Source organism: Campylobacter sp. IFREMER_LSEM_CL1097 (genome assembly GCF_025772225.1).
Taxonomy (GTDB): domain Bacteria; phylum Campylobacterota; class Campylobacteria; order Campylobacterales; family Campylobacteraceae; genus Campylobacter_D; species Campylobacter_D lari_D.
The window spans coordinates 65,040-89,817 of record NZ_JAKMRT010000003.1 but is presented as its reverse complement, the minus strand read 5'-3'; the positions used below and the strand labels follow the sequence as shown (position 1 = coordinate 89,817).

At 30.4% G+C, this 24,778-nt stretch carries 25 protein-coding genes; 4 read left to right on the top strand and 21 right to left on the bottom strand.

Translation table 11 applies throughout. The annotated features are described in order from the left end of the window. Nucleotides 1-2 precede the first annotated feature (2 nt). Genes L8W64_RS01960 through L8W64_RS01935 form a run of 6 tightly spaced genes read right to left on the bottom strand, consistent with a single transcriptional unit; the run spans nucleotide 3 to nucleotide 4,542 of the window. Nucleotides 3-728, bottom strand: a complete 726-nt coding sequence (locus L8W64_RS01960; protein ID WP_263672747.1) for a Nif3-like dinuclear metal center hexameric protein — start codon at nucleotides 726-728, stop codon at nucleotides 3-5. Then, nucleotides 718-1,578, bottom strand: a complete 861-nt coding sequence (gene glyQ, locus L8W64_RS01955) for a glycine--tRNA ligase subunit alpha (protein ID WP_258107574.1) — start codon at nucleotides 1,576-1,578, stop codon at nucleotides 718-720. The genes L8W64_RS01960 and glyQ overlap by 11 nt, the downstream gene beginning before the upstream one ends. Continuing rightward, on the bottom strand, nucleotides 1,575-2,081 hold the full coding sequence (locus L8W64_RS01950) for a DUF3972 domain-containing protein (protein WP_220566839.1): 507 nt from the start codon (nucleotides 2,079-2,081) through the stop codon (nucleotides 1,575-1,577). Before L8W64_RS01950 ends, glyQ begins: the two co-directional genes overlap by 4 nt. Nucleotides 2,082-2,090: 9 nt before the next feature. After that, on the bottom strand, nucleotides 2,091-2,585 hold the full coding sequence (gene purE, locus L8W64_RS01945; RefSeq protein WP_133318743.1) for a 5-(carboxyamino)imidazole ribonucleotide mutase: 495 nt from the start codon (nucleotides 2,583-2,585) through the stop codon (nucleotides 2,091-2,093). Next, a complete protein-coding gene (locus tag L8W64_RS01940; protein ID WP_263672745.1) occupies nucleotides 2,582-3,838 on the bottom strand; it encodes a peptidase U32 family protein in 1,257 nt (418 codons plus the stop codon). Before L8W64_RS01940 ends, purE begins: the two co-directional genes overlap by 4 nt. Further along, nucleotides 3,835-4,542: a protein phosphatase CheZ gene (locus L8W64_RS01935; protein ID WP_263659057.1), complete on the bottom strand. Its 708-nt coding sequence runs from the start codon at nucleotides 4,540-4,542 to the stop codon at nucleotides 3,835-3,837. The genes L8W64_RS01940 and L8W64_RS01935 overlap by 4 nt, the downstream gene beginning before the upstream one ends. A gap of 214 nt (nucleotides 4,543-4,756) precedes the next feature. Between L8W64_RS01935 and glnA the strand changes: the two genes are divergently transcribed. After that, a complete protein-coding gene (glnA, locus tag L8W64_RS01930; protein WP_263672744.1) occupies nucleotides 4,757-6,187 on the top strand; it encodes a type I glutamate--ammonia ligase in 1,431 nt (476 codons plus the stop codon). Nucleotides 6,188-6,211: 24 nt separating this feature from the next. Here glnA and purU read toward each other — a convergent pair whose 3' ends face one another. The 14 genes from purU to L8W64_RS01860 all read right to left on the bottom strand — a co-directional run bounded on the left by purU (nucleotide 6,212) and on the right by L8W64_RS01860 (nucleotide 18,070). Further along, complete coding sequence (purU, locus tag L8W64_RS01925) at nucleotides 6,212-7,039, bottom strand: formyltetrahydrofolate deformylase (protein ID WP_133318739.1); 828 nt, start codon at nucleotides 7,037-7,039, stop codon at nucleotides 6,212-6,214. A 2-nt stretch (nucleotides 7,040-7,041) separates the two neighbouring features. Next, on the bottom strand, nucleotides 7,042-8,145 hold the full coding sequence (locus tag L8W64_RS01920; protein ID WP_263672742.1) for a CCA tRNA nucleotidyltransferase: 1,104 nt from the start codon (nucleotides 8,143-8,145) through the stop codon (nucleotides 7,042-7,044). Beyond that, nucleotides 8,114-8,551, bottom strand: a complete 438-nt coding sequence (gene ciaD / locus L8W64_RS01915; RefSeq protein WP_263672740.1) for an effector protein CiaD — start codon at nucleotides 8,549-8,551, stop codon at nucleotides 8,114-8,116. Before ciaD ends, L8W64_RS01920 begins: the two co-directional genes overlap by 32 nt. Then, nucleotides 8,548-8,796: a hypothetical protein gene (locus tag L8W64_RS01910; protein WP_087691144.1), complete on the bottom strand. Its 249-nt coding sequence runs from the start codon at nucleotides 8,794-8,796 to the stop codon at nucleotides 8,548-8,550. The genes ciaD and L8W64_RS01910 overlap by 4 nt, the downstream gene beginning before the upstream one ends. 61 nt (nucleotides 8,797-8,857) lie before the next feature. Further along, on the bottom strand, nucleotides 8,858-10,030 hold the full coding sequence (locus L8W64_RS01905; protein WP_263672738.1) for an MFS transporter: 1,173 nt from the start codon (nucleotides 10,028-10,030) through the stop codon (nucleotides 8,858-8,860). Between the two features lie 2 nt (nucleotides 10,031-10,032). Next, nucleotides 10,033-10,200 carry a hypothetical protein gene (locus L8W64_RS01900; RefSeq protein ID WP_087699327.1) on the bottom strand — a complete coding sequence of 56 codons (168 nt, stop codon included), beginning with the start codon at nucleotides 10,198-10,200 and terminating at the stop codon, nucleotides 10,033-10,035. Between the two features lie 2 nt (nucleotides 10,201-10,202). After that, entirely contained in the window at nucleotides 10,203-10,538 is a 336-nt protein-coding gene (locus tag L8W64_RS01895; protein ID WP_133318735.1) for a chaperone NapD, read from the bottom strand. Then, nucleotides 10,525-11,451 (bottom strand): WD40 repeat domain-containing protein, encoded by a 927-nt coding sequence (locus L8W64_RS01890; RefSeq protein ID WP_263672737.1) that lies wholly within the window; start codon nucleotides 11,449-11,451, stop codon nucleotides 10,525-10,527. Before L8W64_RS01890 ends, L8W64_RS01895 begins: the two co-directional genes overlap by 14 nt. A 4-nt stretch (nucleotides 11,452-11,455) precedes the next feature. Further along, nucleotides 11,456-11,974 (bottom strand): nitrate reductase cytochrome c-type subunit, encoded by a 519-nt coding sequence (locus L8W64_RS01885; protein ID WP_133318733.1) that lies wholly within the window; start codon nucleotides 11,972-11,974, stop codon nucleotides 11,456-11,458. Next, nucleotides 11,964-12,755 carry a quinol dehydrogenase ferredoxin subunit NapH gene (napH, locus tag L8W64_RS01880; protein WP_263672736.1) on the bottom strand — a complete coding sequence of 264 codons (792 nt, stop codon included), beginning with the start codon at nucleotides 12,753-12,755 and terminating at the stop codon, nucleotides 11,964-11,966. The genes L8W64_RS01885 and napH overlap by 11 nt, the downstream gene beginning before the upstream one ends. Then, nucleotides 12,752-13,501 (bottom strand): ferredoxin-type protein NapG, encoded by a 750-nt coding sequence (napG, locus tag L8W64_RS01875; protein ID WP_133318731.1) that lies wholly within the window; start codon nucleotides 13,499-13,501, stop codon nucleotides 12,752-12,754. The genes napH and napG overlap by 4 nt, the downstream gene beginning before the upstream one ends. 2 nt (nucleotides 13,502-13,503) lie before the next feature. After that, nucleotides 13,504-16,278 carry a periplasmic nitrate reductase subunit alpha gene (napA, locus tag L8W64_RS01870; protein WP_133318730.1) on the bottom strand — a complete coding sequence of 925 codons (2,775 nt, stop codon included), beginning with the start codon at nucleotides 16,276-16,278 and terminating at the stop codon, nucleotides 13,504-13,506. A gap of 168 nt (nucleotides 16,279-16,446) precedes the next feature. Continuing rightward, nucleotides 16,447-17,241: a flagellar basal-body rod protein FlgG gene (gene flgG, locus L8W64_RS01865; protein WP_133318729.1), complete on the bottom strand. Its 795-nt coding sequence runs from the start codon at nucleotides 17,239-17,241 to the stop codon at nucleotides 16,447-16,449. Nucleotides 17,242-17,257: 16 nt separating this feature from the next. Next, nucleotides 17,258-18,070, bottom strand: a complete 813-nt coding sequence (locus tag L8W64_RS01860; RefSeq protein WP_133318728.1) for a flagellar hook-basal body protein — start codon at nucleotides 18,068-18,070, stop codon at nucleotides 17,258-17,260. A gap of 134 nt (nucleotides 18,071-18,204) precedes the next feature. Here L8W64_RS01860 and rpoD point away from each other — a divergent pair, with 134 nt between their 5' ends. Further along, entirely contained in the window at nucleotides 18,205-20,082 is a 1,878-nt protein-coding gene (rpoD, locus tag L8W64_RS01855; RefSeq protein ID WP_133318727.1) for an RNA polymerase sigma factor RpoD, read from the top strand. Between the two features lie 21 nt (nucleotides 20,083-20,103). On the opposite strand, the gene L8W64_RS01850 is transcribed toward rpoD, so the two are convergent. Continuing rightward, the gene (locus tag L8W64_RS01850; protein ID WP_263664387.1) at nucleotides 20,104-22,197 is read right to left on the bottom strand and encodes an RNA degradosome polyphosphate kinase; all 2,094 of its coding nucleotides are present in this window, start codon (nucleotides 22,195-22,197) and stop codon (nucleotides 20,104-20,106) included. Between the two features lie 226 nt (nucleotides 22,198-22,423). On the opposite strand from L8W64_RS01850, the gene nrfH reads away from it, so the two are divergent. Both nrfH and L8W64_RS01840 read left to right on the top strand, forming a co-directional pair. After that, a complete protein-coding gene (gene nrfH, locus L8W64_RS01845; RefSeq protein WP_039618639.1) occupies nucleotides 22,424-22,918 on the top strand; it encodes a cytochrome c nitrite reductase small subunit in 495 nt (164 codons plus the stop codon). A 16-nt stretch (nucleotides 22,919-22,934) separates the two neighbouring features. Continuing rightward, complete coding sequence (locus tag L8W64_RS01840) at nucleotides 22,935-24,752, top strand: ammonia-forming cytochrome c nitrite reductase subunit c552 (protein WP_263672734.1); 1,818 nt, start codon at nucleotides 22,935-22,937, stop codon at nucleotides 24,750-24,752. Nucleotides 24,753-24,778 lie beyond the last annotated feature (26 nt).

Below are 24,778 nucleotides of genomic sequence, written 5' to 3'. Positions count from 1 at the left end.
CCTTAAAAATATTGAAATGGATTTTTTGAAACTGATATTATAACTTCTAAATGAAATTTTTGCAAATCTTTTGCTAAAATTTCACCAAAGTATGACTCACTTTCATAGTGACCTATATCAATCAAATTGAGTTTATTATGATAACTTTCTAAGGCCTGATGATACTTAAAATCCCCACTTAAAAAACAATCTGCTTTTACACTAGAAATCAAATCTCCACCACTGCCTGTACATATTGCTAAAGTTTTTATTTTTTCTTGATGAGCATTAACAACCCTAATATGATTAAGCTTTAAACACTTTTTAACATGATCAACTAATGTATCTAATTGAAAATCTACATCACTATAGATCAAAAATTCATTTTGTTCTTTGATCTTAAAACCCAAAATTTCGCTAGTAAAATAAGTATTTAAATGACTTAAATCAAAATTTGTATGCATAGCGATCAAGGCTATATTTTTTTGTATCATTTTTGTAAGAAGATTTTGCGGATAAAGCACTCCACTTAAATTCTTCAAACCTTTAAAAATTAAAGGATGATGAACTATAAAAAGTGAATTTTCGCTTGCATTTTCAATTAAATGCATATCTACATCAAGCGCAAGATAAATCTTATTTATGTCTTGATCGAAATTTCCAAGCAATAAACCACTATTGTCCCATGAACTTTGCGTATTAAATGGACTAATAGTATCTAAATAATCATAAATTTCTTTAATTTTCATCTAAACTTTCTTTATATACTAAAGCACAATTTTTAGATAATTCTCTAATTTTAAGCATAAAATCTTGTCTTTGAGTTACTGAAATAGCTCCTCTTGCATCAAGCAAGTTAAAAGTATGTGCTGCTAACATACAATAATCATATGCCGGTAAAGCAAGTTTTGCATCTAATGCATTTTTACACTCATTGTAAGCATTTTCAAATTGTACATTTAAAGTTTTTACATCACTTACTTCAAAATTATATTTACTAAATTCAAACTCACCTTGCTTATGAACATCTTTATAGGTAATTTTTTCGCCGTTAAATTCATTCCAAACTATGTCATATACATTATCTACATCTTGTAAATACATTGCAAGTCTTTCCAAGCCATAAGTAATTTCAGCACTAACTAAATCTACGCTTATACCACCAACTTGTTGAAAATAAGTAAATTGTGTAACTTCCATACCATCAAGCCAAACTTCCCAGCCCAAACCCCAAGCACCTAAACTTGGACTTTCCCAATTATCTTCAACAAAACGAATATCATGTGATTTCAAATCAAAGCCTAAATTTTCTAAACTTTTTAAATATAATTCTTGGATATTATCAGGACTTGGTTTAATTAAAACTTGAAATTGATAATAAGCACCCAACCTATTAGGATTTTCACCATATCTTCCATCAGTTGGTCTTCTACTTGGTGCTACATAAGCAGCCGCCCAAGGTTTTTTACCTAAACTTCTTAAAAAAGTTGCCGGGTGAAATGTCCCTGCACCTGCTGGAAAATCATAAGGTTGCATAATAGCACAACCTTGCTTTTGCCAAAATTCTTGTAAATTTAAAATCATTTGAGAAAAAGTCATTTTTCTTCCTTTAATTCTTCAGACTTCTCAGGCGAATTTGCATATAATTCCACTGTTTTATTCCACATCATTTTATATTTTCTTTTTAGAAATTCAACTTCATTACGCGCATATTTAAGTTGCTCGTTAAGATTTTCTATAGTTTTTCTATCCTCATCATAAAGCTCTTGCATAGAATAAAGAGCATCTTTTAAAAATTTATTTTCACCCTTTAAAGCTTCTAAGGTTTCATCCTTAGCATCAAGAACTTTTTCATGTAAATTTAAAATAGTCCCTATAGTTTTTTCTACAAAACTTTCTCCTGCCAAGGTCATAGAATTTACCATAGCAGGTTGCTTTGAACTTGAAGGAACTACGCTAAAAGTACCTTGATTAGCTTCTATATAAATTTTACCTTCTTCTTCTTTGAAATTTAAAGCACCATTTGCCATCATTCCTTTTACAACATCTTCGGATAAATGAACTAACTGACAAAATTCTTTTAATTCCAAGTAAGTTTGCATATACGCTCCTTAAAGAAAAACTTCAATTGTATTAGAATCTTGGATTAATTTTTCTTGTTGTTTTTGTCTATCTTCTAATAATTTTTGCGCTAAAGACTCATCTTCTATTGCTAAAATTTGCACTGCCAAATAAGCTGCATTAATAGCCCCTGCTTTACCTATAGCCACAGTTGCTACAGGAATTCCACTTGGCATTTGCACAGTAGAAAATAAAGAATCCATACTAGCTAAATTACTTCCTGGCATAGGTATACCTAAAACAGGTTTTGTTGTATGTGCTGCAACAGCTCCTGCTAAATGAGCTGCCATACCCGCTGCAGCAATAAATACTTTTGCACCTTTTTCTTCAGCATTTTTGATGTATTCTTGGGTTCTTTGAGGACTTCTATGAGCTGAAGTGATCAAGACTTCATATTTTACATCAAATTTTTCCAAAATTCCTAAAGCTTCTTTTACTATATCATAATCACTCTTACTTCCCATCAATATGGAAACAAATTTCATTCAACACTCCTTCTTAAAAAGCTAAATTCTGGAAGTTTAAATGGTAAAGTAATTTCATTTTCATTACCACTATGAATTTCACTAAATTCTTTATTGTTTTTTGCTAATAATTGTTTAAACACTATGAATTTTTTTCCTTCATTTTCATATACTAAACCTAGTTTATTTTCCCCTAATTCTATATTAGAATCAACCGGAGCTAGAATTTCATATTCTTTGTTTAATTCTATCCTACCCTTACATTTAAAAAATTCACCATCTTCGCTAATAGCATGCACTTGATGGGTTCCTTCTTCTATACTTGTATTATGATTTATTGAATCGGTTTTTTCATAAGCTCTTGAAACTAAATATCCATCTGTAAAACCTCTGTGTTTTAAAGTATGAATTTCTTTTTCATACTTAGCCGCATCAAAAGTATTTTGCAACACATCTTGCACTGCCATTTTATAAGTTCTTGTAGTCAAAGCTACATAATACTCACTTTTCGTTCTTCCTTCTATTTTAAAAGCATGAATGCAATCTTCTTGCATAATTTTTTGAATATACGAGCTTAAATTTAAATCTTTAGAATTAAACACATGCGTGCCATTCTCATCTTCTTCAAGTCTAAAAAGTGTATTAGTTTCTGGGTTCTTTGCATAAAGTTCATAGTTAAATCTACAATCATTTGCACATGATCCACGATTACTCATGCGTCCACTTTGCACTGAGCTTATCAAACATCTGCCAGAATACGCAAAACACATAGAACCATGGACAAAACTTTCAAGCTCTACGTCACAATTATTTTTCAAATCTTTTGCATCTTTTAAACCAAGTTCCCTTGCTATAACAACACGCTTAGCTCCCATATCTTTATAAACTTGAGCGTCTAAGTAATTTAAAATATTAGCTTGGGTTGATACATGAAGATTGATTTCAGGTGCAAGCTCTTTAACCAAACGCATAGCACCTACAGAAGCTACTATAAAAGCATCAGGTTTCATTTCTTTTAGTTTTAAAATATGCCTTTTCAAACCTTCAATTTGCGAACTAAAATGAAATCCATTAATCGTTACATAAATTTTTTTTCCTTTTGCATGCGTATAATCAATAGCTTCTTTAAAAGTTTCATAATTAAAATCTCTAGCAGTTCTTGCTCTTAATGAAAAATTACTCACTCCTGCATAAACAGCATCAGCTCCATAAGCTAAAGCTATTTTTAATTTTGTAAAATTACCTGCAGGAGCTACTATTTCAGGAATAATCATTTTTTTCCTAAACTTGCGATTAATGCCTCAATATCATCATTACTTACAACATCTGCAGTTGTATCTCCTTCGATATGCACAGCAGATCCCACGCGTTTTTCATCATCAATTTTACCTTCAAACAAACTACTCATATATCTACTTAAAGCTCTCATAACATTAATAACACGCTCAATTTTTTGACGATGAATATCTTGATATTGCATAGCATCCATTGCCATCATAACTTCATCTTGCCCAGTTTGCAAACAACCTGTAATCTCATCTATGATATTTTTAGCATTGTTATTTATCTCAATAGCTTCTTTAAAGCTTACCACATTAGGAAATTTTGCATTTAATTTTTCAAAAATTTCTATATTTTTATTTAAAGCATCACTGATTACACAAAGATCACTCTCAGAATTTGCAAAAAAATCGTTAATAGCTTCTAATTTTTCCATCATCTCTGTGGCTTTTATTTCACTATCTCTTGTAACATCATCAAGTTGATGTACAACTTTATGTTCTTTACTAGGTGGTGGTGGTGGCCAAGCCATATCCGCTCTTGCTTTATAATCACCATTAATCATATCATTAACAATTTGCTTATTTTTTTCCTCATCTTCATAATCTGTATCTGGTTTTTCTTCTGTTTCTTCTACAGAATCAAGATCTAAGTCTTCAGTGCCATTCATTAAAGCATCTAATTCTTCTTGAGTCATTGTTACACCTTTTTTAATAAAAAAACTAATGCGAGATTATATTACAAAAAAATATAAATCAACATTAATTTTACCAATTAATTATTTTTTTACACAAAATAATCTTTTTTTTAATTTGATTATAAAAAAAATATTAATTTAAACTTAATTTAAAAAAAATATACTACAATCTATAAAATAAATTAAAAAACCCAAAAAATAAAAAGGAGAAAAAATGGGTAAATTTGTAAATAGCATTGATGAGTTTTTTAGTTATTGTCAAAAACATGAAGTTTTATTTGTTGATTTTAGATTTACTGATATGATAGGCACTTGGCATCACATCACTTATAATATAAAAGCAATTGATGATAAAACCTTTGAAAACGGAATTCCTTTTGACGCAAGCTCTTTGCATGGTTGGCAGCCTATAGAAAAATCAGATATGATTTTAAAACCTGATGTGGAAAGTGCGTTTTTAGATCCTTTTACAGCTGATCCTACTATCATAGTAATTTGCGATGTATATGATATTTACAAAGATCAAATGTATGAAAAATGTCCAAGAAGTATTGCTAAAAAAGCAATGCAACACTTAAGCACAAGCAATATCGCTGATACTGCTTATTTTGGTCCTGAAAATGAATTTTTTATTTTTGATAATGTAAAAATAGTTGATTCTTCTCACTGTGCAAAATATGAAGTAGATACTGAAGAAGGTGAATGGAATGATAATAAAGATTTTACAGATAGTTACAATAGTGGACATCGCCCAAGAAATAAAGGTGGATATTTTCCTGTAAGTCCTATTGATTCTAGTGTGGATATTAGAGCTGAAATGGTACAAGTTTTAGAAAGAGTTGGTTTAAAAACTTTCGTACATCATCATGAAGTAGCACAAGGACAAGCTGAGATTGGTGTAGAATTTGGGAATTTAGTTGAAGCTGCTGATAATGTACAAATTTATAAATATGTAGTTAAAATGGTAGCGCATTTAAATGGAAAAACAGTAACCTTTATGCCAAAACCACTCTATGGAGATAATGGAAGTGGTATGCATGTGCATATGAGCCTTTGGAAAGATGGAGTAAATTTATTTTATGATAAAGAAGGATATGGAAAATTAAGTGAATATGCGATTAATTACATCGGTGGAATTTTAGCTAATGCAAGAAGTGTTGCTGCATTTACCAATCCTAGTTCAAATTCTTATAAAAGAATAGTTCCAGGTTTTGAAGCACCTTGCATACTAACTTATTCTTGCCAAAATCGCTCTGCAAGTTGTCGCGTGCCTTATGGTATTAATGAAAAAAGCGCAAGAGTTGAAATAAGATTTCCTGATAGCACTTCCAATCCTTACCTAGCTTTTACAAGCTTGCTTATGGCAGGACTTGATGGTATTAAAAATAAAACCATACCGGTAGGTCCTATGGATGAAAATTTATTTGCACTAACCCTAGATGAGATTAGAGAAAAAGGTATAGAGCAATTACCTCACACTTTAAGAGGATCTTTGGAAGCACTCATTAGAAAAAATGCCTTCTTAAAGCCTGTTATGAGTGATGTATTTATTGATGATTATCAACATATGAAATTTGAAACCCAAGTATGGCCTGTAGAAGCTAGACCAACTGCATATGAGTTTAAAACTTGCTATTCATGCTAATCTTGATGCTTTTTAGCATCAAGATTAAAATACTATTGTTTTATTATCATATATAAAAATCCTATCATCAAACACTAAATCCAAGGCCTTAGAAAAAACATTTTTTTCTACATTACGCCCTGCTTGTTGCATAGCTTGCCAAGAATATTCATGAGTAACCGGTATAACATCTTGGGTAATAATTGGCCCCTCATCTAAGTTATTATTTACAAAATGTGCTGTTGCACCTATAATCTTTACCCCTCTTTCATAAGCTTGCTTATAAGGATTAGCTCCTATAAATGCAGGTAAAAAAGAATGGTGGATATTAATAATCTTCCCCTCAAAATTCTCTACAAAAGATGGAGATAATATTCTCATATATTTTGCTAAAACAATATAATCAAACTCATATTGTTTTAAACACTCTAGTAGTTTTTTTTCATGCTCTTGTCTGCTTAAATCCTGTGCTAAAATAGTATGAAAAGGTATGTTAAATTTATCCACTAAAGGTTTTAATACATCATAATTTGCAATAACTGCCTTAATATTTGCATTAAATTCTCCACTAAATTGACGGATAAGTAACTCACCTAAACAATGAGTTTCTTTAGTAGCTAAAACAATAATATCTTTTTTTCTTTTTGAAGTAATTTCAATTTGTGCATTATCAGGAAGCATAGCTTCAAGCGTTCCTTTAAAAGCTTTTATATCAAGCTCACCTTCTAAATGCGCCCTAAAGAAAAAACGATTTTCTCCAACAAATTCATCATTTTTTATAATATTGATTCTATATTTAAAAATAACATCTGAAATTCTATAAATCAATCCTTTTTCATCGCTGCATGAAATTTTTAAAATATACTCATTCATTTTTACTCCTTTATATAGTTTTTTAATTCTTGTAATTTTCTTTTTTCAAGTTCAATTCCAAGTTCTTTCCCGCTAAATCCTTCCTTTAGTAAGTCATTGGCGCTAATTTTACTTTCAAAAGCATGATAGTATAAATTTATTTTTTTTGCTTGTGTTATACGCTCATTATTCCAAAGCCCAAGCCATTTGCAAAGTGGTATTTTTAAAGCAATTTTAGCTAAATTAAAATCATCAATTTTACCTAAAATAAATTCTTGTTCGCATTTTTTTAAAAGCTCTTTTTTTAATTTTGTTTTTTTAAAAAATTCCTCTTTACTTATATGAAAAAAATTCAAATACAAATACAAAAACAAAGCCTCATCACAAATTAACTTTTGGCTATACTCTAAAAGTCTCTCAAATTCTTTATTACAACTTTGATAAAAAAAGATTTTTTCTTCTAAATTTAAAATTTTAAAATACTCATAAGCTTTATTCAGTCTTGAAGTTTTAAAAATTTTATAAAGTTCATTATTAATACGCTCTTTAGATAAATCACTTATATCCATAGTTTGCATTAATTTTAAACTTTCTTTTGCAATTGTTAAATCAAACCTACACGCAAAAGAAATTCCACGAAACACTCTTAAACTATCTTCAATAAAACTTTTATCATCAATATGTCTTATAGTTTTTTCTTGTAAATCTTGCAAACCATTAAAAAAATCTAAAAATTCAAAATCAAAAATATTTACCATCAATGCATTAATGGTAAAATCCCTTCTTTTAGCACCTTCTTGCTCATCATTGCAAACTTTAACCTCAAAACCTCTATGACCTATAGAAATTTTATTTTCATAACGCGCTAGAGCTAAATCAAATTTTTTGTATTTATATACAAAAAAACTTTTTCCCACTCCATTTGCGCCAAGTTTTTGCATAAGCTCATCAAAAAGCTTAGGCTCAATATCATAAATTTCTATATCATAATCATCGCTAGATAAATCTAAAAAAGAATTCCTTACACAACCACCTACTAAATAAACCCTTTGTGTGTAAGGCTTAAGTATATTTTTAATTCTTAAAAAATCTTGGTCATTTTTTAAGTCTATCTTCAATCTTTGCAAGCAAAAACTCTAAAAAAGTAATGGTCATATCTAATCTTTTTTCCATATGCTCATCTTTGGTATTTTTTAATCCTTCAAATAAAACCAAGATACGCTCTCTAAGATTTTTTAAGAAAAATTCTTCATTGTTTATAATACTTTCTTCTTTTTCTTCTAAAGCTTCAACCTTGATAACGACATTTTGTTTATCATCTTTTACTTTTACTTCTAAATCATCTAGTTCTTGGATTAGCTCTTGTGCAACCTTACTAATTTCTTCTTTGATTTTTTTCTCTTGAGTATTAACATTTTTTTCTTGAGTAATTTCTTCTACCATAGGGGCAAATTCATCGTTTTTATTTTTTTTATTATCTAATTGCGAATTAACTTCACTAATAGCCATTTTTGCTAAATCTTCTATATTCATAGTTTTATCAACCACCTTTTAAATTCATTAATTTCTTCTTCACTTTTCATATTGACAAAAAAATCAAGCATATCATAATTTAAATCTTCATGATTAGAACGCAAGCCACTCAAACGCCTTATAGCATCAATGGCATTTTTATTTTGCGGATCTTGTTTTAATATATTTTTATAAATCTCCAAAGCCTCATCTTTTAAGCCTTGCGCTTCATAAATAGAAGCCTCTGTTACTGTATATCGCATTATTAACTCACAAAAATAAAATCCTAAAATTCTAACAAAAAAGGCTTTAATTTATTTTTAATTTTCACTTAATCACAGGAGCCTTATATGCCAAAAATACAAAAATGTTAAGTATTATAGCTACTATAATAAGCATAATAAAGCCTGAAGTGAAATTTCTAAAATTATCATGAAGCATGCCTATAATCCAAGGTGATTGAGCAGCTATTAAATACCCTATACCTTGTGACATAGCAGAAAGTTTAGCCGCTATGATAGAATTTGAGCTTTTGATAGCAATAAATAATAGCGAAATTGTAAAAACTCCACTAGAAGCAAAACCTAAAAAAATAGCCGCTAAAAACAAAATCGCTTTTACTTTAAAAAGAAAAATCATCATAAAACTTAAAAAATACAAAAACCCTAACATCACTATAGCAAAACTTTTAGCACGAGATCTAAGCTTTCCTAAAATGATAGGTAGTAAAAATGCCACAGGCATTCCTATGATTTGAGATAATAATAAAACATTAGAACCAAAGTCAATTCCAAAGCCCTTTTCACTAATCATCACACTAAGCCATGCAAAAAGACTATAAGATAAAAAACTTTGTAATCCCATTACAATAGTAACTTTCCAGGCTGTTAAGTTTAAAAAGATATTCACTTTATTAATATTTTTCTTTTTAGGGCGTAATAATCTTTTATTTTTCAAATGTGGAAAATAAAAAATCAAAGCAATTAAAGCCAATATAGCCCAAAAAAACATAGCTTGAGGTACATCAAAAAATTTAAGCAAAGGAAGCGATAAGGCCACGCCAGCAATTGAAGATAAGCCTATAATTGATCCATATAAACCCATTATCTTATAAGTATTTTTAGAAAATTTTTCTTTTACAAAAGAAGGTAATAAAACATTAGCTATTGCAATGCCTGCTCCTATCAAAAAAACCCCAGAAAATAAACCTATAGTTCCTCCATAACTTCTAATAACTTCTCCAAAGACAATCAAAATTAAGGCAAAAAACAAAGCTTTAATTTGTGAAAAATACGCTACAAAAAACGATATAAGACCAAAAGCTATTAAAGGTAAGCTTGTTAGCATACCTGCTAAAGTAGAATTGATATTGTAATATTCTTGAATATGTTCTATCATAGGACCTATGGAAGTTATAGGTGCTCTTAAATTTAAAGCAAGAGTAATCACAACTAAAATATTAATCCAAAAGAATTTTTTATATGAAATTTGTGTGTACATGATTATTTTTGATTTAATATATTTTCAAGATATCTTTGTTTATCAGAATCGGTATTTTTTTGCACTACTTGTTTTTTTTCTTTTACAACTTCATTCTCTTTGGAAAAATAAAAGTGATCAATGATAAAAATAGAAGAAATAATCACAATTAAAGGAATTAAAAAAATCATAATCAATACTTTCTAAAAACATTACCATAGTATTCTAAATTATCTTTTTTTAAATTTTCATCAAAAGTATTTGCCTCAAAATTTGCTTTTAAAATTTTTTCTCTTTCTTCATCCAAATCCTGATACGAAAATACCATATTAATACTTATCACCCCATCAAGCTGTTCTAATTGTTTATATGCTTTTAACTCATCATCTAAATTTTCACTTTCTATTACCACTATAATTTTTTCTTCTTGAGCCAATTCCACACTACAACATGGTGTTTGTTGAATTTGCTCTTTAAGTTTTTCTAATTTTTCCTCTTTAGTTAAAATCAATACACTAGAAAGATTCATCTATACTCCAAAATATAATTTTATCTTCATAACCAGCACTAATAAATTCATGCTCGTTTAAAAATATAAGATATTCTAGCAAAAAATCTTTATTTTGGAATTTTTTTATTGTTTTTAAATTTTTAGTATCTATAAGCTCTATAATATTTTTTTCATTATCTCCAAAAACCGCTATAGAACCACTTTTATTTAGACTACAAGCATATATTAAAAAGTCTCTTTCTATGCTTTTTTCTTGATTATTTCGCACTATGCCTAATTTTCTATCAGTGCTACAACTTGTAATAATTGCATTTTTAAAATCAAGTTGATAAATATTATCTTTATGAAGATTTTTATAACTTTTTATTTTTTGCCACTTTTTCACATCAAAAAGTATTATTTCACCACTTTCAAAACCTGCTACTAATTGAGTTTTTGTCTCATTTAAAACCACATCACTTAAACTTGAGTTAGAGAAAGTAAAATTTTTTATAATATTTTTTGTTTTTAAATCAAAAAGCTCTATATTAGAACCTAGCAAGGCTAATAAAATAGTATCATCATCTAAAAACAAAGCTTTTTTTACTCCATCACTTAAAAGCTTATAGTTATAAAGTTGTTTATTTTTATAAATACTAAGCCTTTTACTACCAAAATCACCTTCACTTAAAATCAAAATAGCCCCATTTAAGTAATCAATACTATAAATTCTAGGGCTAAGATTTTCTTCGTAAAAATTTTTAATCTTATCAAGTTGAGTGATTTTTTGCATTTTTTTGTCTTTAATAAAATACTGATTTAATTCTCCATTATCAAGTCCTATAAGTAAACTACTATCAACAAGTTTTAAGGCATTTAAATTTGAATCAAGTTTAAGCTCATAACTAAATACATATACACTCATTAGTAAGATTAAAAATATTTTTTTCATAGTTTTATTTTACGCCTTCATTTAAAACATCTAAAAGATTAGATTTTTTCTTTAGTTCCTCATTTTTAAATTTAGCTTCAAAACTATTTCCTACTAAAGGTTTTGCATCGCTTTGTGGCACATGGCATTGTGTACAATTAAACCTTGCATCACTTATCATATCTTTAGTAGATTTGTTTTTTCTTAAGTCAAAATAATGGCTACTTGGAAGCGGAGTGGCTCCAACATCTTTAGCTATAGCTTTATCATGACAGCTTAAACAAATATTATTATCTTTAGTAATTGGAAGCATATCCTCTAAAGTATGTGGAATTAATGGCGGAGCATTTTCAAATGATCTCTCAATTAAAACAGATTCTCCAGCCATTGCTTGAGAATACTTTGCATCCAATAACTCTACATTTTCACTTTCTAAACTTGTTTTTCTTAAACCTATATCTTTTGAATCAACACTTTTAACAGCAAGTCCGCAAGCACTTATTAAAACAGCTGCTGCTAAGGATAAAAAGATTTTATTTTTCATTTTCTCTCCTTAAATTTATTATACTAAAACCTAAAGCATCATCACCGCAAACATCAATACATTTTCCACATCTTATACACTCACCTGATTTTACATCTTGATTTTCTTTACCCATCATCCAAAGCACTTGCTTTTCAGGGCATACTCCAAGGCATTTATAACACTTGGTGCATTTTTGCAAGTTATATCTTACTTTTAGTAATGAAAAATGCGAACTTAAAGCCCAAAAAGCTCCTAAAGGACAAAAATGCGAGCAAGTAAATCTTGGACTAAAAAATGTATCTATACAAAAAACAATCAAAGCTACAAAAAGCCAAGAAATACCGCCGAAAATAATTCCTCTTTGGATTATTCCTATATAAGAAAATTCCTCAAAAACAGGAAAGGAAAAAAGAAAAGAAAAAATCAAAACAAAAGCCAAAACATAATAACGCAAATTTTTATTTACATTAAAAATCCTTGCTTGATTAAAACCTAATTTACTTCTAATAAAATAAGCAAAATCAGTAATGATATTTACAGGACAAACCCAAGCACAAAACGCTCTTCCAGCAAAAATAGCATAAAATAAAAATACTATCAAAGCACCACTTAAAGCCATTAAATCTACTTGCAAACTTGCTAACACAAGTTGAATAAATGCAAAAGGATCACTTAGCGGCACCGAAGAAAATAAAACTGAAGAGCTTAAATTTCCTTTTAATATAAAATTAAATATACCAAAAGAAAAAAAAGTTAAGATAGACAATTGCACTATTCTTCTTAAAATAAGATATTTCATAACAATTCTCCATCATTAAGATAATCTTTAGCCTTGTTTTTATTGAAATTTTTATCTGTGTTTACATCTTGCAAGCGTTTTTCATCTTTTTCATCCCAACCTTTGATGTAATTATCCCCAGCTTTTCCCAAGACAAATTCTCTAGGTAAAACTCTAATAGCAGCTTTTTGCGTTATACAGGCTTTCTCACAAATCCCACATCCCACGCATACTTCATGATCTACTACAGGTAATAAAAATGCGTGCTTTGCAGTTCTTTCATTGCGTTTTATTTCAAGCTTTAATGCCTTATCTATCAATGGACAGGCTCTATAACAAGCATCACATTGAATTCCCCAATAAGCAACACAACTTGCACTATCAATTATAGCTATACCCATTTTTGTTTTATAAATTCCATCATTTTGCTCTAAATATTTATGATCTAGCGCATTTGTAGGGCAATCTCTTATACAAGGTATATCCTCGCACAATCTACAAGGATTTTCTCTTGCTATAAAAAAAGGTGTGCCATTTTTAGCACTATTTTCTAAATTTGCTAGTTTTAAAACATCATAAGGACAAGCTTTTACACAAAGTCCACATCGTATACATTTTGATAAAAATTCTTTTTCATCATCTGCCCCAGGAGGTCTTAAAAAATACTCCTGATTTGAGCTAAATGCTAAACTTGCTAAAAATGCACTTCCGCTTCCTATACATAAAAGCTTAAAAGTAAAGGCTAAAAATTCTCTTCTATTTTTCATTTTTATGCTTTAGTAATTTTTACGGCACATTTTTTGAAATCTGTTTGATTAGACAATGGGCAAGTTGCATCTAATGTAACTTTGTTTATATATACATTTTCATCAAACCAAGGCACATACACAAGCCCTTTAGATGGTTTATTTCTACCACGAAAATCTACTCTAGCTTTTACTTTACCACGGCGTGATTGTACCCATACGATATCACCTTGATTAATTTTCATTGCCCTAGCATCATCTTCATTCATATAACAAAGTGCTTCAGGTACTGCACGGAAAAGCTCAGGAACTCTCATAGTCATAGTTCCACTATGCCAATGCTCTAAAACCCTACCAGTACATAACCAAAATGGATACTCTTCACTCGGTCTTTCAGGAGCTTTCATAAATGGTCTAAAGAAAATTTTCACTTTGTTTTTCAAGCTATATTTTTCTTTAGTCTGCGGAGCCAATAAATCTCCTTTTGGCAGTTCTTTAGCGAATTCACCATAAAATGCAAAATCTGAATTTGGAGCTGCTTTTTTAGCATAATAATCAAATTTAGTATTAAATCTCCATTGTGTTTCTTTACCATTTACCACAGGCCATCTTAAACCTCTTACTTTATGATAAGTATCAAAATCAGCTAAATCATGCCCATGACCTAAACCAAATTTGCGGTATTCTTCCCAAAGGTATTTTTGCACAAAAAAGCCATAACCTTCAAATTCTTTACCATCACTACCTATAATTTTTCTTTCATCGCCATTAACATCACTATTATCAAATCCTTTTGCAATAGAATCGTTTGCTTTGAAAGATTTTGCTTCTTTGTTTGCAAATAATACATCATATAAAGTATCATCTTCACTATAACCCATAGCTTTAGCTTCTTCTAAAACACTTGGCAGAGTAAGTTTATCATTTACCTTAGTTTCACCCCAAACTTCTTTTAATTTAAAGCGTTTTGCAAATTCCATAATTTGCCAAGTATCACTCATAGCCTCACCTACAGGCAGCACTTGCTGTTTCCAGTGTTGAGTTCTTCTTTCAGCATTACCATAAGCACCCCATTTTTCATAAATCATAGCACTTGGTAAAATTAAATCTGCCACCTTAGCACTAATTCCTGGGTAGCAATCACTCACAACGATAAAATTATCCATTTCTCTAGCTGCTGCTATCCAGTGATTTGCATTAGCAGTGTTTTGCCAAGGATTATTTACTTGCACCCAAGCAAATTTGATATTTCCATCTTCTAAATCTCTCATGATTTTTAAGTATGGAGCACCTGGTTTAGGATTGATTGTTTTTGCCGGAACTTTCCAAATTTTTTCGCTAATTTCTCTGTGTTTAGGATTTGCAACGACCATATCAGCAGGTAAACGATGCGAAAAAGTCCCTACTTCTCTTGCAGTTCCACAAGCACTTGGTTGCCCTGTCAATGAAAACGCACCGCTACCTGGCTTAGCTTGTTTACCAAGTAAAAAATGCACCATATAAGCTTGTTCATTTACCCAAGTACCTCTTGTGTGTTGATTAAAGCCCATAGTCCAAAAACTTACAACTTTTCTATTTTTTTCTATATATAAATTTGCTAATTCTTGAAGTTTTTTCTTAAATTCTTCAATGCTTTCATCTTCATTACCTTTAGCAACTTTAGCAACATAATCAAGCGTATAAGGCTCTAATGCTTTTTTGAAATCTTCAAATGAAATTTCCCAATGTGCATCAGGAGCACTTTGGTGTTTCATTTCAAATTTATCACCTGCTTTTACTCCTAAATAAGCCAAAGATACCGCTTCTTCTTCATCTACAATAATAGCATTTTGTTTTGCTACTGTATCTTTCTCACTTGCTTTAAATTTAGGATGGTTTGGATTATTTCTCATTCCATAACCAATATCAGCATAGCCTGTTGTAAAGATACAATGTTTTTCAATAAATTCTTTATCCATAGCTTCAGGATGATTATAAACAATCTCTCTAGCGATATAATTCCAAATAGCTAAATCAGTATTTGGCTTGAAGATGATTTCAGTATCTGCTATATGAGAAGTTCTATTAGAAAAAGTAGATAAATTTACAATTTTGACTTTATCTAAATTACTTAATTTTCTATCACTTACCCTTGACCATAAAATCGGATGCATTTCTGCCATATTTGCACCCCAAGTAATAATAGTATCAGTAAGCTCTATATCATCATAACAGCCAGAAGGCTCATCAACTCCAAAAGTTTGCATAAAACCAACAACTGCACTAGCCATACAATGGCGTGCATTTGGGTCTATATTGTTTGATCTAAAACCAGCTTTTACTAATTTTGCAGCAGCATATCCTTCTTGTATAGTATATTGACCGCTTGCAAAAATTCCAATTCCTTCAACACCTTTTTCTTTGTAAGCTTTTTTAAATTGTTTTTCCATTTCATCAAAGGCTCTTTGCCAAGAAACTTGTTGAAATTTTCCATTTTTATCAAACTCACCTTTTGCATTTACGCGAAGTAAAGGTGTTACTAAGCGATCTTCTCCATACATAATTTTTGCATTAAAATAACCTTTAATACAATTTAATCCACGATTTACAGGAGCTGCTGGATCTCCTTTTACAGCAACAATTTTACCATCTAAACTTGCAACTAAAATTCCACAGCCTGTACCACAAAATCTACAAACAGCCTTATCCCAACGCCATTTATTCTCAGTATTAGCAAGTACACTACTTGGAACACTAAGACCTGCAACACCACAAGCACTAGCAATAGCGGTGTTTTTAATGAAGTCTCTTCTGTTCATTATATCCCTCGTTATTGTTTATTCAATGTATTTTAATACATCTAAAAAATATTACTACATTAATGATAAAATTTAAATTATAAAAAAGAATATTTTATAAGTATTTATAAATAGGAGTTTTTTAGTATATTTTTAAATATTTTTACATATTATAAACGCTAGTTAATTCTAGCGTTTTAATTGATTTACAATTCCAAGCATATCATCACTTGTAGTGATTGCTTTTGAGCCTGCTTCGTAAGCTCTTTGTCCTGTAATAAGATCAGTCATTTCCTCTACAAGTTGAACATTACTAAGCTCCACAAAGCCGTGTTTGATGACAGAAAAACCGTTCTCGCCCGCTATACCTGCAATAGGCGCCCCACTTGCATCAGTTTCTACTAAAAGATTATCCCCTAAAGCATGTAAACCTGCAGGATTGATAAAATTTACAAGTTCAATTTGTCCTATTTGAGTTTCAGCTGTATTTCCTGGCTGCATTACTGAAACTGTTCCATCACTTGCAACATTTATAGCAATAGCATCTTCAGGTATAGTCATTTCCGGTAAAAGTCTATAACCATCTGAATTTACTATGTTTCCTTCAGCATCTTTAGTAAATTGACCATTTCTAGTATAAGCTATAGTTCCATCAGGCATTTGAATTTGGAAAAAGCCATTATTACCAGCAATTGCCATATCAAGACCTGAAGTTGATGTTTGTTTTAAACTACCTTCACTAAAAATTTTACTTACAGCTGTTACTCTTGCTCCAAGCCCTACTTCAATGCCGCTTGGATGTTTTGTGGTGCTTGAGGTTGAAGTTCCTGCGTATTTCATCGTTTGATACATCAAATCTGCAAATTCTGCACGCGATTTTTTATAACCTACTGTATTAACATTTGAAATATTATTTGAAGTCACATCAATTTGTGTTTGTTGCGATACCATCCCTGATGCTGCTGTGTATAATGATCTTAACATTTTATCTATCCTTAGTTTATTTAGTACTTGCCAATTTATTAATAGCTTCTTGATTTAAATCATCCATATGAGATGTCATAACTTTTTGATACATCTCAACCATTCTATTTGCCTCAATTAATCCTACCATTTCTGTAACTGGATTAACATTTGATCCTTGAGTAAAACCTTGCTTAATGGCATTTGAATTTGGTAAATCTCTAATCTTGTTTAAATTATCAATTTTATACATATTATCGCCATCTTTTTGCAAATCTCTTAAATCATCAACTTGTGCTACAAATAATCTTGCAATATTTTGATTAGCTGCACTGATAATTCCATTTTTATCCACATTAATAAAAGAAGTAGAATCTCCTATGCGGATGCCATCATTTTCGGGATTATTAAAATAATCACTGCTTAAAACTCTGTATCCTTGACGGTTTACCAAATAACCCTCATCATCAAGTTGGAAATTTCCATCTTGACTTAATCTTATTTCACCATTATTTGTTTTAATCAAGTAAAAAGTATCTTCGCGAGTAAGAGCTAAATCCAAAGGATTATGCGTCATTTTCATAGAACCTACGCTAAAATTTGTATAGACATGATTAACCTGCGGAACTCTATCTATAGTTGTATTAACAAATCTTGCAGCATCTCTTGTGTGATTTTGTATAGGCAACTCATCTTGAGTTTCTTTAAAAATCCTTTTAAAATCTGCAATAACAACATTATCTCTTTTATAGCCACTTGTATTTACATTTGCTAGATTGTTAGTTACAACATCTAAGCGATTAAATTGCGTAACCATAGCACCGGTGGCTTGATAATACCCATTTTGCATTATTTTTCCTAACTAAAATCTTAATTTTTCACTAACAAAGCAAAAGTTGTTCCAAAATATTTTTATTTGTTTTTAATTAATTTTTAGGCATAATATTTAGTTTTACACTCATTACTTAAATACAAGGGGTATCCATGGCTAATGAAACTAATGTTTTAGAAGAACTTTTCAAAGAAAATTCTAAAGATTATATCACATATGAAAAACTTGTCAAGTATTTTGCAAAGCTTCCAAACGCAACAAGTGCAAAAAAAATCCGTGATCTAATGGATAAATATAAAGTAGAATTAATCTCTTCAGCTGAAATTGCCAAAAAAAGAAATTTAGAAGAAGCAAAAAAGCTACAAGAGGAAAAACAAAAATTACAAGATACAAGTTTGGAAAATGAATTTGATTTAGCCAATGAAAATGATTTACTTGAGTGGAGCAGATCAGACTCTCCTGTAAGAATGTATTTAAGAGAAATGGGACAAATTGCTCTTTTAAACAAAGATGAAGAAATTGAAATTTCTAAAAAGATTGAGCTAGGCGAAGACATTATCATCGATGCTTTTTGTTCTGTGCCTTATTTGATTGATTTTATACTTGATTATAAAGAACCTTTAATTAATAGAGAAAGAAGAGTGAAAGAGCTTTTTAAAAGCTTTGAGGATGATGATAAAAGCGATGATGATAAAAGCGATGAAGAAATAGATTCTGAAGAAGAAAACGAAAATGAGGAAAATGAAAATTCTAATGAAAAAAAACCTAAAAAAACAAATAAAAAAGAAGATGAAAGAACTCTAAAAGTCATAGAAAGCTTTAAAGCATTAGAAAAAGCAAAAAAAGAATGGTTAAAAACTATATCTACTATTAATGCAGAAAAAAATGATGATGAACTATTAGATAAACTCATAATTGCTTTTAAGAAAAATATACTAAAAGAAAAACTAATGGATCTAGGTCCAACATCAAAACTTATTTCTGAAATAGTAAAATCTATGGAAACAGCATTAAAAAGTGATGAGGAATTTGATAAAGAATTAAAACGTTTAGAGTATCGCTTACCAATGTTTTCAGAAGAATTAAAACAAAGACACCAAGATATTTTAAAAGATATTACCAAACTTAGCAAAGAAGAAATTGCAGAGCGTGCCCTAGAAACTACCATGGTAAGCACTTATATGGAGATTAAAAAACTCATTCAAACTAAAGAAGCTAGTCAAAATTCTTTTGATTTAGAAAAAGATCAATTAAAAGAAATTCTAGAGCAAATTAAACGCGGTAAAAAAATATCTGATGAGGCTAAAACTAGAATGGCAAAATCAAATTTACGCTTAGTTGTAAGCATTGCTAAAAGATATACTAACCGCGGATTACCATTTTTAGATTTAATCCAAGAAGGCAACATAGGCTTAATGAAAGCGGTAGATAAATTTGAATACAAACGCGGTTATAAGTTTTCAACCTATGCAACTTGGTGGATTAGACAAGCTATTTCAAGAGCAATTGCTGATCAAGCAAGAACTATAAGAATTCCTATTCATATGATAGAAACTATCAATCAAATCAATAAAATCATTCGCGAGTATTTGCAAAAAGAAGGTAAAGAACCGGATGTAAGTATTATTGCAAAAGAAGTAGGACTTAGTATAGATAAAGTAAAACAAGTTATTAAAATTACTAAAGAACCAATTTCCCTAGAAGCACCTATTAGCAACGAGGATGATGGTAAATTTGGAGATTTTGTAGAAGATAGAACCTCAATTTCACCTATGGATCACATCTTAAAAGATGATTTAAAAGAACAAATTGATGAAGTTTTAGATCAGCTTAATGATAGAGAAAAGGCTGTTATTAGAATGCGTTTTGGCTTAATGGATGATGAAAGTGATAGAACTTTAGAAGAAATCGGTAAAGAATTAAATGTCACAAGAGAAAGAGTAAGACAAATAGAAAGCTCAGCTATAAAAAAACTTAAACACCCAAAAGTTGGTAGAAAACTTAAAAACTACATAGAAGGTTGGAAATAATCCTTGCTAAAAAAGCAAGGATTAGCTATCTCTAAAAAGCTTCGTTGCTAAGTGCGTCGCCCTGCTGTGATCAGTATCTTTTTTCAAGGTATTAAAAATTCTACTAATATACTCTTCTAAAGTTTGTTGAGAATTGTTGATTTTTTCTGTCTCATTTAAAATAACCTTACGATATCTTCCCTCGTTGTCTAACTCATAAGCTAAATCATTGTCGCTTAATTGTAGTTTTAAAATTTGAGCCAATTTTGCACGAGAATGCTCATCAAAAATAGGAGTCATTAATTCTAGTCTTCTTTCTAAATTCCTTGGCATCCAATCAGCACTTGAAATAAAATAATTTGGTGTTGTATGTTTAAAATATAAAATTCTAGCATGCTCTAAATATTTTCCCACTATACTTCTAACTCTTATATTTTCACTATATCCTTTTACTCCAGGTCTTAAACAACAAATTCCACGCACAATAAGATCTATTTTAACACCTTTATTTGAAGCTTCATATAAAGCTTTAATCACATCACCATCTACCAAAGCATTCATTTTGGCTATGATTACTCCATCTTTTCCATAGCTTGCTTCAGTAGCTATCATATCTAAAATTCTTTCTTTGATTTGCTTTGGACTCATTGATAAAGTCTTTAAACGACGACTTTTACTATATCCTGAAAGTATGTGAAAAAAAGTTGTAGTATCTTGAGAATATTCTTCTTTTGAAGTAAAATAACTCACATCAGTATAAATTTTAGCTGAACTTGCATTGTAATTACCCGTACTTAAATGATTATAAATTTTTAATTTATCCCCTTCTTTTCTAATCACTTGAGCTACTTTTGCATGCACTTTAAAACCAGTGATTCCATATACCACATGAGCCCCTGCATTTTCTAATGATTTTGCCCAATGCAAGTTATTTTCCTCATCAAAACGCGCTTTTAATTCTACCATTACAGTAACTTGTTTGCCATCGCTTGCTGCATCAATTAAAGCTTGAACTATGTTTGAATTTTTTTCTACTCTATAAAGAGTCATTCTTATAGAAACAACCTTAGGATCTTTACTTGCCTCTTTGATAAATTGATATACAGGCTCAAAACTCTCATAAGGCTGTATAGCCAAAATATCTTGTTTATCTATTGCACTAAATATAGATACATTATCCCCAAAAGGTGGTAAAATTTTTGGTGTATACATAGGATTTAGCAAATGTGTAAATTCTTTGTTGGAAATGATTTGCCATAATGAAGCTAAATTTAAAAGTATATTATACTCATAAATATCTTTATGAAAAATATTCATATGAGAACTTAAAAATTCAATCAACTGCTCATCTGCGCCTTTTTCTATTTGCAAGCGTATAAAAGCACCTTTTCTACGAAGTTTTAAACCCTGCTCTAAAATCAACATAAAATCATCGGCTTCTTCTTCTTCTATTTCCATATCTGCATTTCTAGTTACTCTAAAAGCAGCAGAAGATAAGAGCTTGTAGCCAGGAAAAATATGCTCAGTATGATAGCGTACTATACTTTCTATAGGCACATAAATATTAGAACTTACTTGATAAAATCTTGGTAAAACCCTAGGTATGCGTATCATGCCAAATTTTAAAAGTTCAGGGTGCATAGGATCACAAAGTTTCACCGCTAAAGAAAATGAAAGGTTATTTAAATGCGGAAAAGGATGAGTTGCATCAACTGCAATTGGAACTATCACAGGAAAAATATTAGAAAAAAAATGCTCATTACATTGCTGTTTTAAATCCTCATCAAGTTCTTCGTATGAGCGAATAAATAAATTTTCTTTTTCTAAATCTTGGGTAATTTTAGTAAAATACTGCTCTACTACATATTTTTCTTCATGTAGATAATTTCTAATAGCTTTAAGTTGCGCAAGAGGAGTCATTTCATCATTGCTTGTTGTGCTTATTCCTGCCACAAAAAGTTGTTTTAATCCAGCCACTCTTATCATATAAAACTCATCTAAATTTGTACAGTATATAGCAATAAATTTAAGTTTTTCAAGCAAAGGAAGATCTTTAGAGCATTGATCTAAAACACGAGAATTAAACGCAAGCCAAGAAAGTTCTCTGTTAATATACATTGATGGTTGAATTTGCATGATATACCTACCTTTATTTCTAGATATTTATATTTTAGTATTTCTTTCATTAAAATTTATTTTATTTGTATAATAGTAAATATAATTATATAAAAAATAATACTTTTTTTATCTTATTAAAAAAATAATAAATGATTAATAAATATATATTTACTTTTTTGCCTTTATGGTGTTATATAATTATACACAAGTTCTTGTAACTTAAACTTCATTCAAAGGAGAGACTTTGAAAAAAGCAAACTCAAAACTTTTTGCTGTTTTCCTCTTCTTACTTGTAATTTTAGCAGGAGTTGGAATGTATACTTTCCATAATGCTAAGGGCACTTCTTATTTTAGCGATGCTAGTGAAAGCTGTAATAATTGCCATATTATGAACGAGGTTTATAATGATTATTTAAAAGCTTCGCACTCTAAAGAAGTTGATGGTAAACCAAGAGCAACCTGTAATGATTGCCATTTGCCACATAGCTTTTTTGAAAAATGGATTGCCAAAGCTCAAAGTGGCTTAGGACATGCTTATGCATTTACTTTCAAACTAGATTCTTTACCTACACATTTGAGTGCAAATGCAAAAAGTAAAGAAATAGTCCAAAATAACTGTATAGAATGTCACAAAGAAATTGCGAGTAACACTATCAACCCTACCCTAGATCCACATAAAGATAATGCTTTAAGTTGTGTATCTTGCCACCAAGGTGTTGGTCATAAGAGAGGATTTTAAATGAAAGGAGTATTTAATGAATAACAAAGGCATTTTATATAGTGCTATAAGTGCTACTATAGTAGCTATTGCAGGTGTATTATGGCTTAATCAGGACATTACAGCTAAAACAAATGATTCAGTAGGTGGGATCATTTCACAAGAAATTGTAAAACTTGGTGATGAAAATCCTACTTTTGATTACTGGGGAAAGAACTTTCCTGATTATTTAGACATGCACACAGCAGTAGAAAAACAAACACCTAATGCAACAGAATTTGGTGGAAATTTAGCTTATTCAAAGCTTATTCGCTATCCACAACTAACTGTTCTTTGGGCAGGTTATCCATTTAGCATTGATGCAAATGAAGAAAGAGGACACTTTTGGGTTCAAGTAGATCAAATGGATACAGCTAGAAATAATAAAGATTTCTTAAATGCACATGGTTTTACAGGATTTGGCGGTCAACCAACGGCTTGTATGAACTGCCATAGCGGATGGACTCCATGGCTTTTAAACAACACTGCAAAAGGTGATTGGGTAGCATTTAACTCTGCAAAATATTGGACTATGGTTAAAACTATCCCGGCTGTAAATGGAGCTAAAGAAAACTCACCTGAACACAGCGGACCTCATGGTGGAAAAAGAATGGGTGTAACATGCGCAGATTGCCATAACCCAACAGATATGAGTTTAAGACTTACAAGACCAGCTTTAATTAAAGCATTAATTTCAAGAGGTTATGAAGCAGACGAAAAACAAGGTGTTAAAGCTTCAAGAAGCGAAATGAGAACTTTAGTATGCTCTCAATGTCATGTTGAATACTACTTCAAACCAACAGGCACTAAAGTGAAAACTATAGGCGAAAGTATTGCTAATGATAGTTCTAAAAAATGGTGGAATGGCACTCAAAAAACTTATGATGAGTTTGATTCTTGGAGAGATGGTAACAAGCCAGTTGAAATCGAAGTTGATGGTATAGAGCTAGCATTTCCATGGAGTGAGTGGAAAAAAGGCGAGCCATTTAGAATAGAAATGATTGATGATTATTATGAAAAAAATAGAGAAAATTTTCCAAGTGATTGGGTTCATAAAATCACAAAAGCACCAATGATTAAAATTCAACACCCAGAAAGCGAACTTTATAGTGGTGGAGTACATGCTGCAAATGGTGTAAGTTGTGCAGATTGTCATATGCCTTATATTAGAAAAGGTGCAAAAAAAGTTACTAACCACAATATTACTTCACCTTTAGTTGATATTAACTCAGCTTGTAAAACTTGTCACACTCAAAGCGAAAGCTATCTAGCTAAACAAGTAAAAGATATTCAAAATTCAGTAGCTCATGATTTAAGAACAGCTGAATATTCTTTAGTAAGCTTGATTAAAGATGTAGAAACTATTCGTGCAGAACTTGGAAAAATGCCTAAATTTCAAACTGATGGCAAAGCAGATGATGCTAAAATTTCGGCTGAATTAAAAGAAGTATTAGAACTACATAGAAAATCTCAAATTAGAGCAGACTTTGTAGGTGCTGAAAACTCAACAGGTTTCCACAATCCTAGAGAAGCTTCAAGAATGCTTTTACAATCAGTTGATATGTCAAGACAAGGACAAACTAAGCTAGCAGAAATTGCGGCCAAAAATGGCATTAAAGATTTCAAAACTTCAAATTTAGGTTTTGAAGATATTCAAAAATTAAATCCAGGTGAAATTCACTATAAAGTAGATCTAAATGGTAATAAAGCAGGTGATCGCTACTATAAACACCAAGAAGTAAATGGTAATCCACCAGCAAAACTTCTTGAAGATGATAAAAATCTAAAACCTTATAATTATAAAGTAATAGATTAATCAAAATAAACCCTCATAATTGAGGG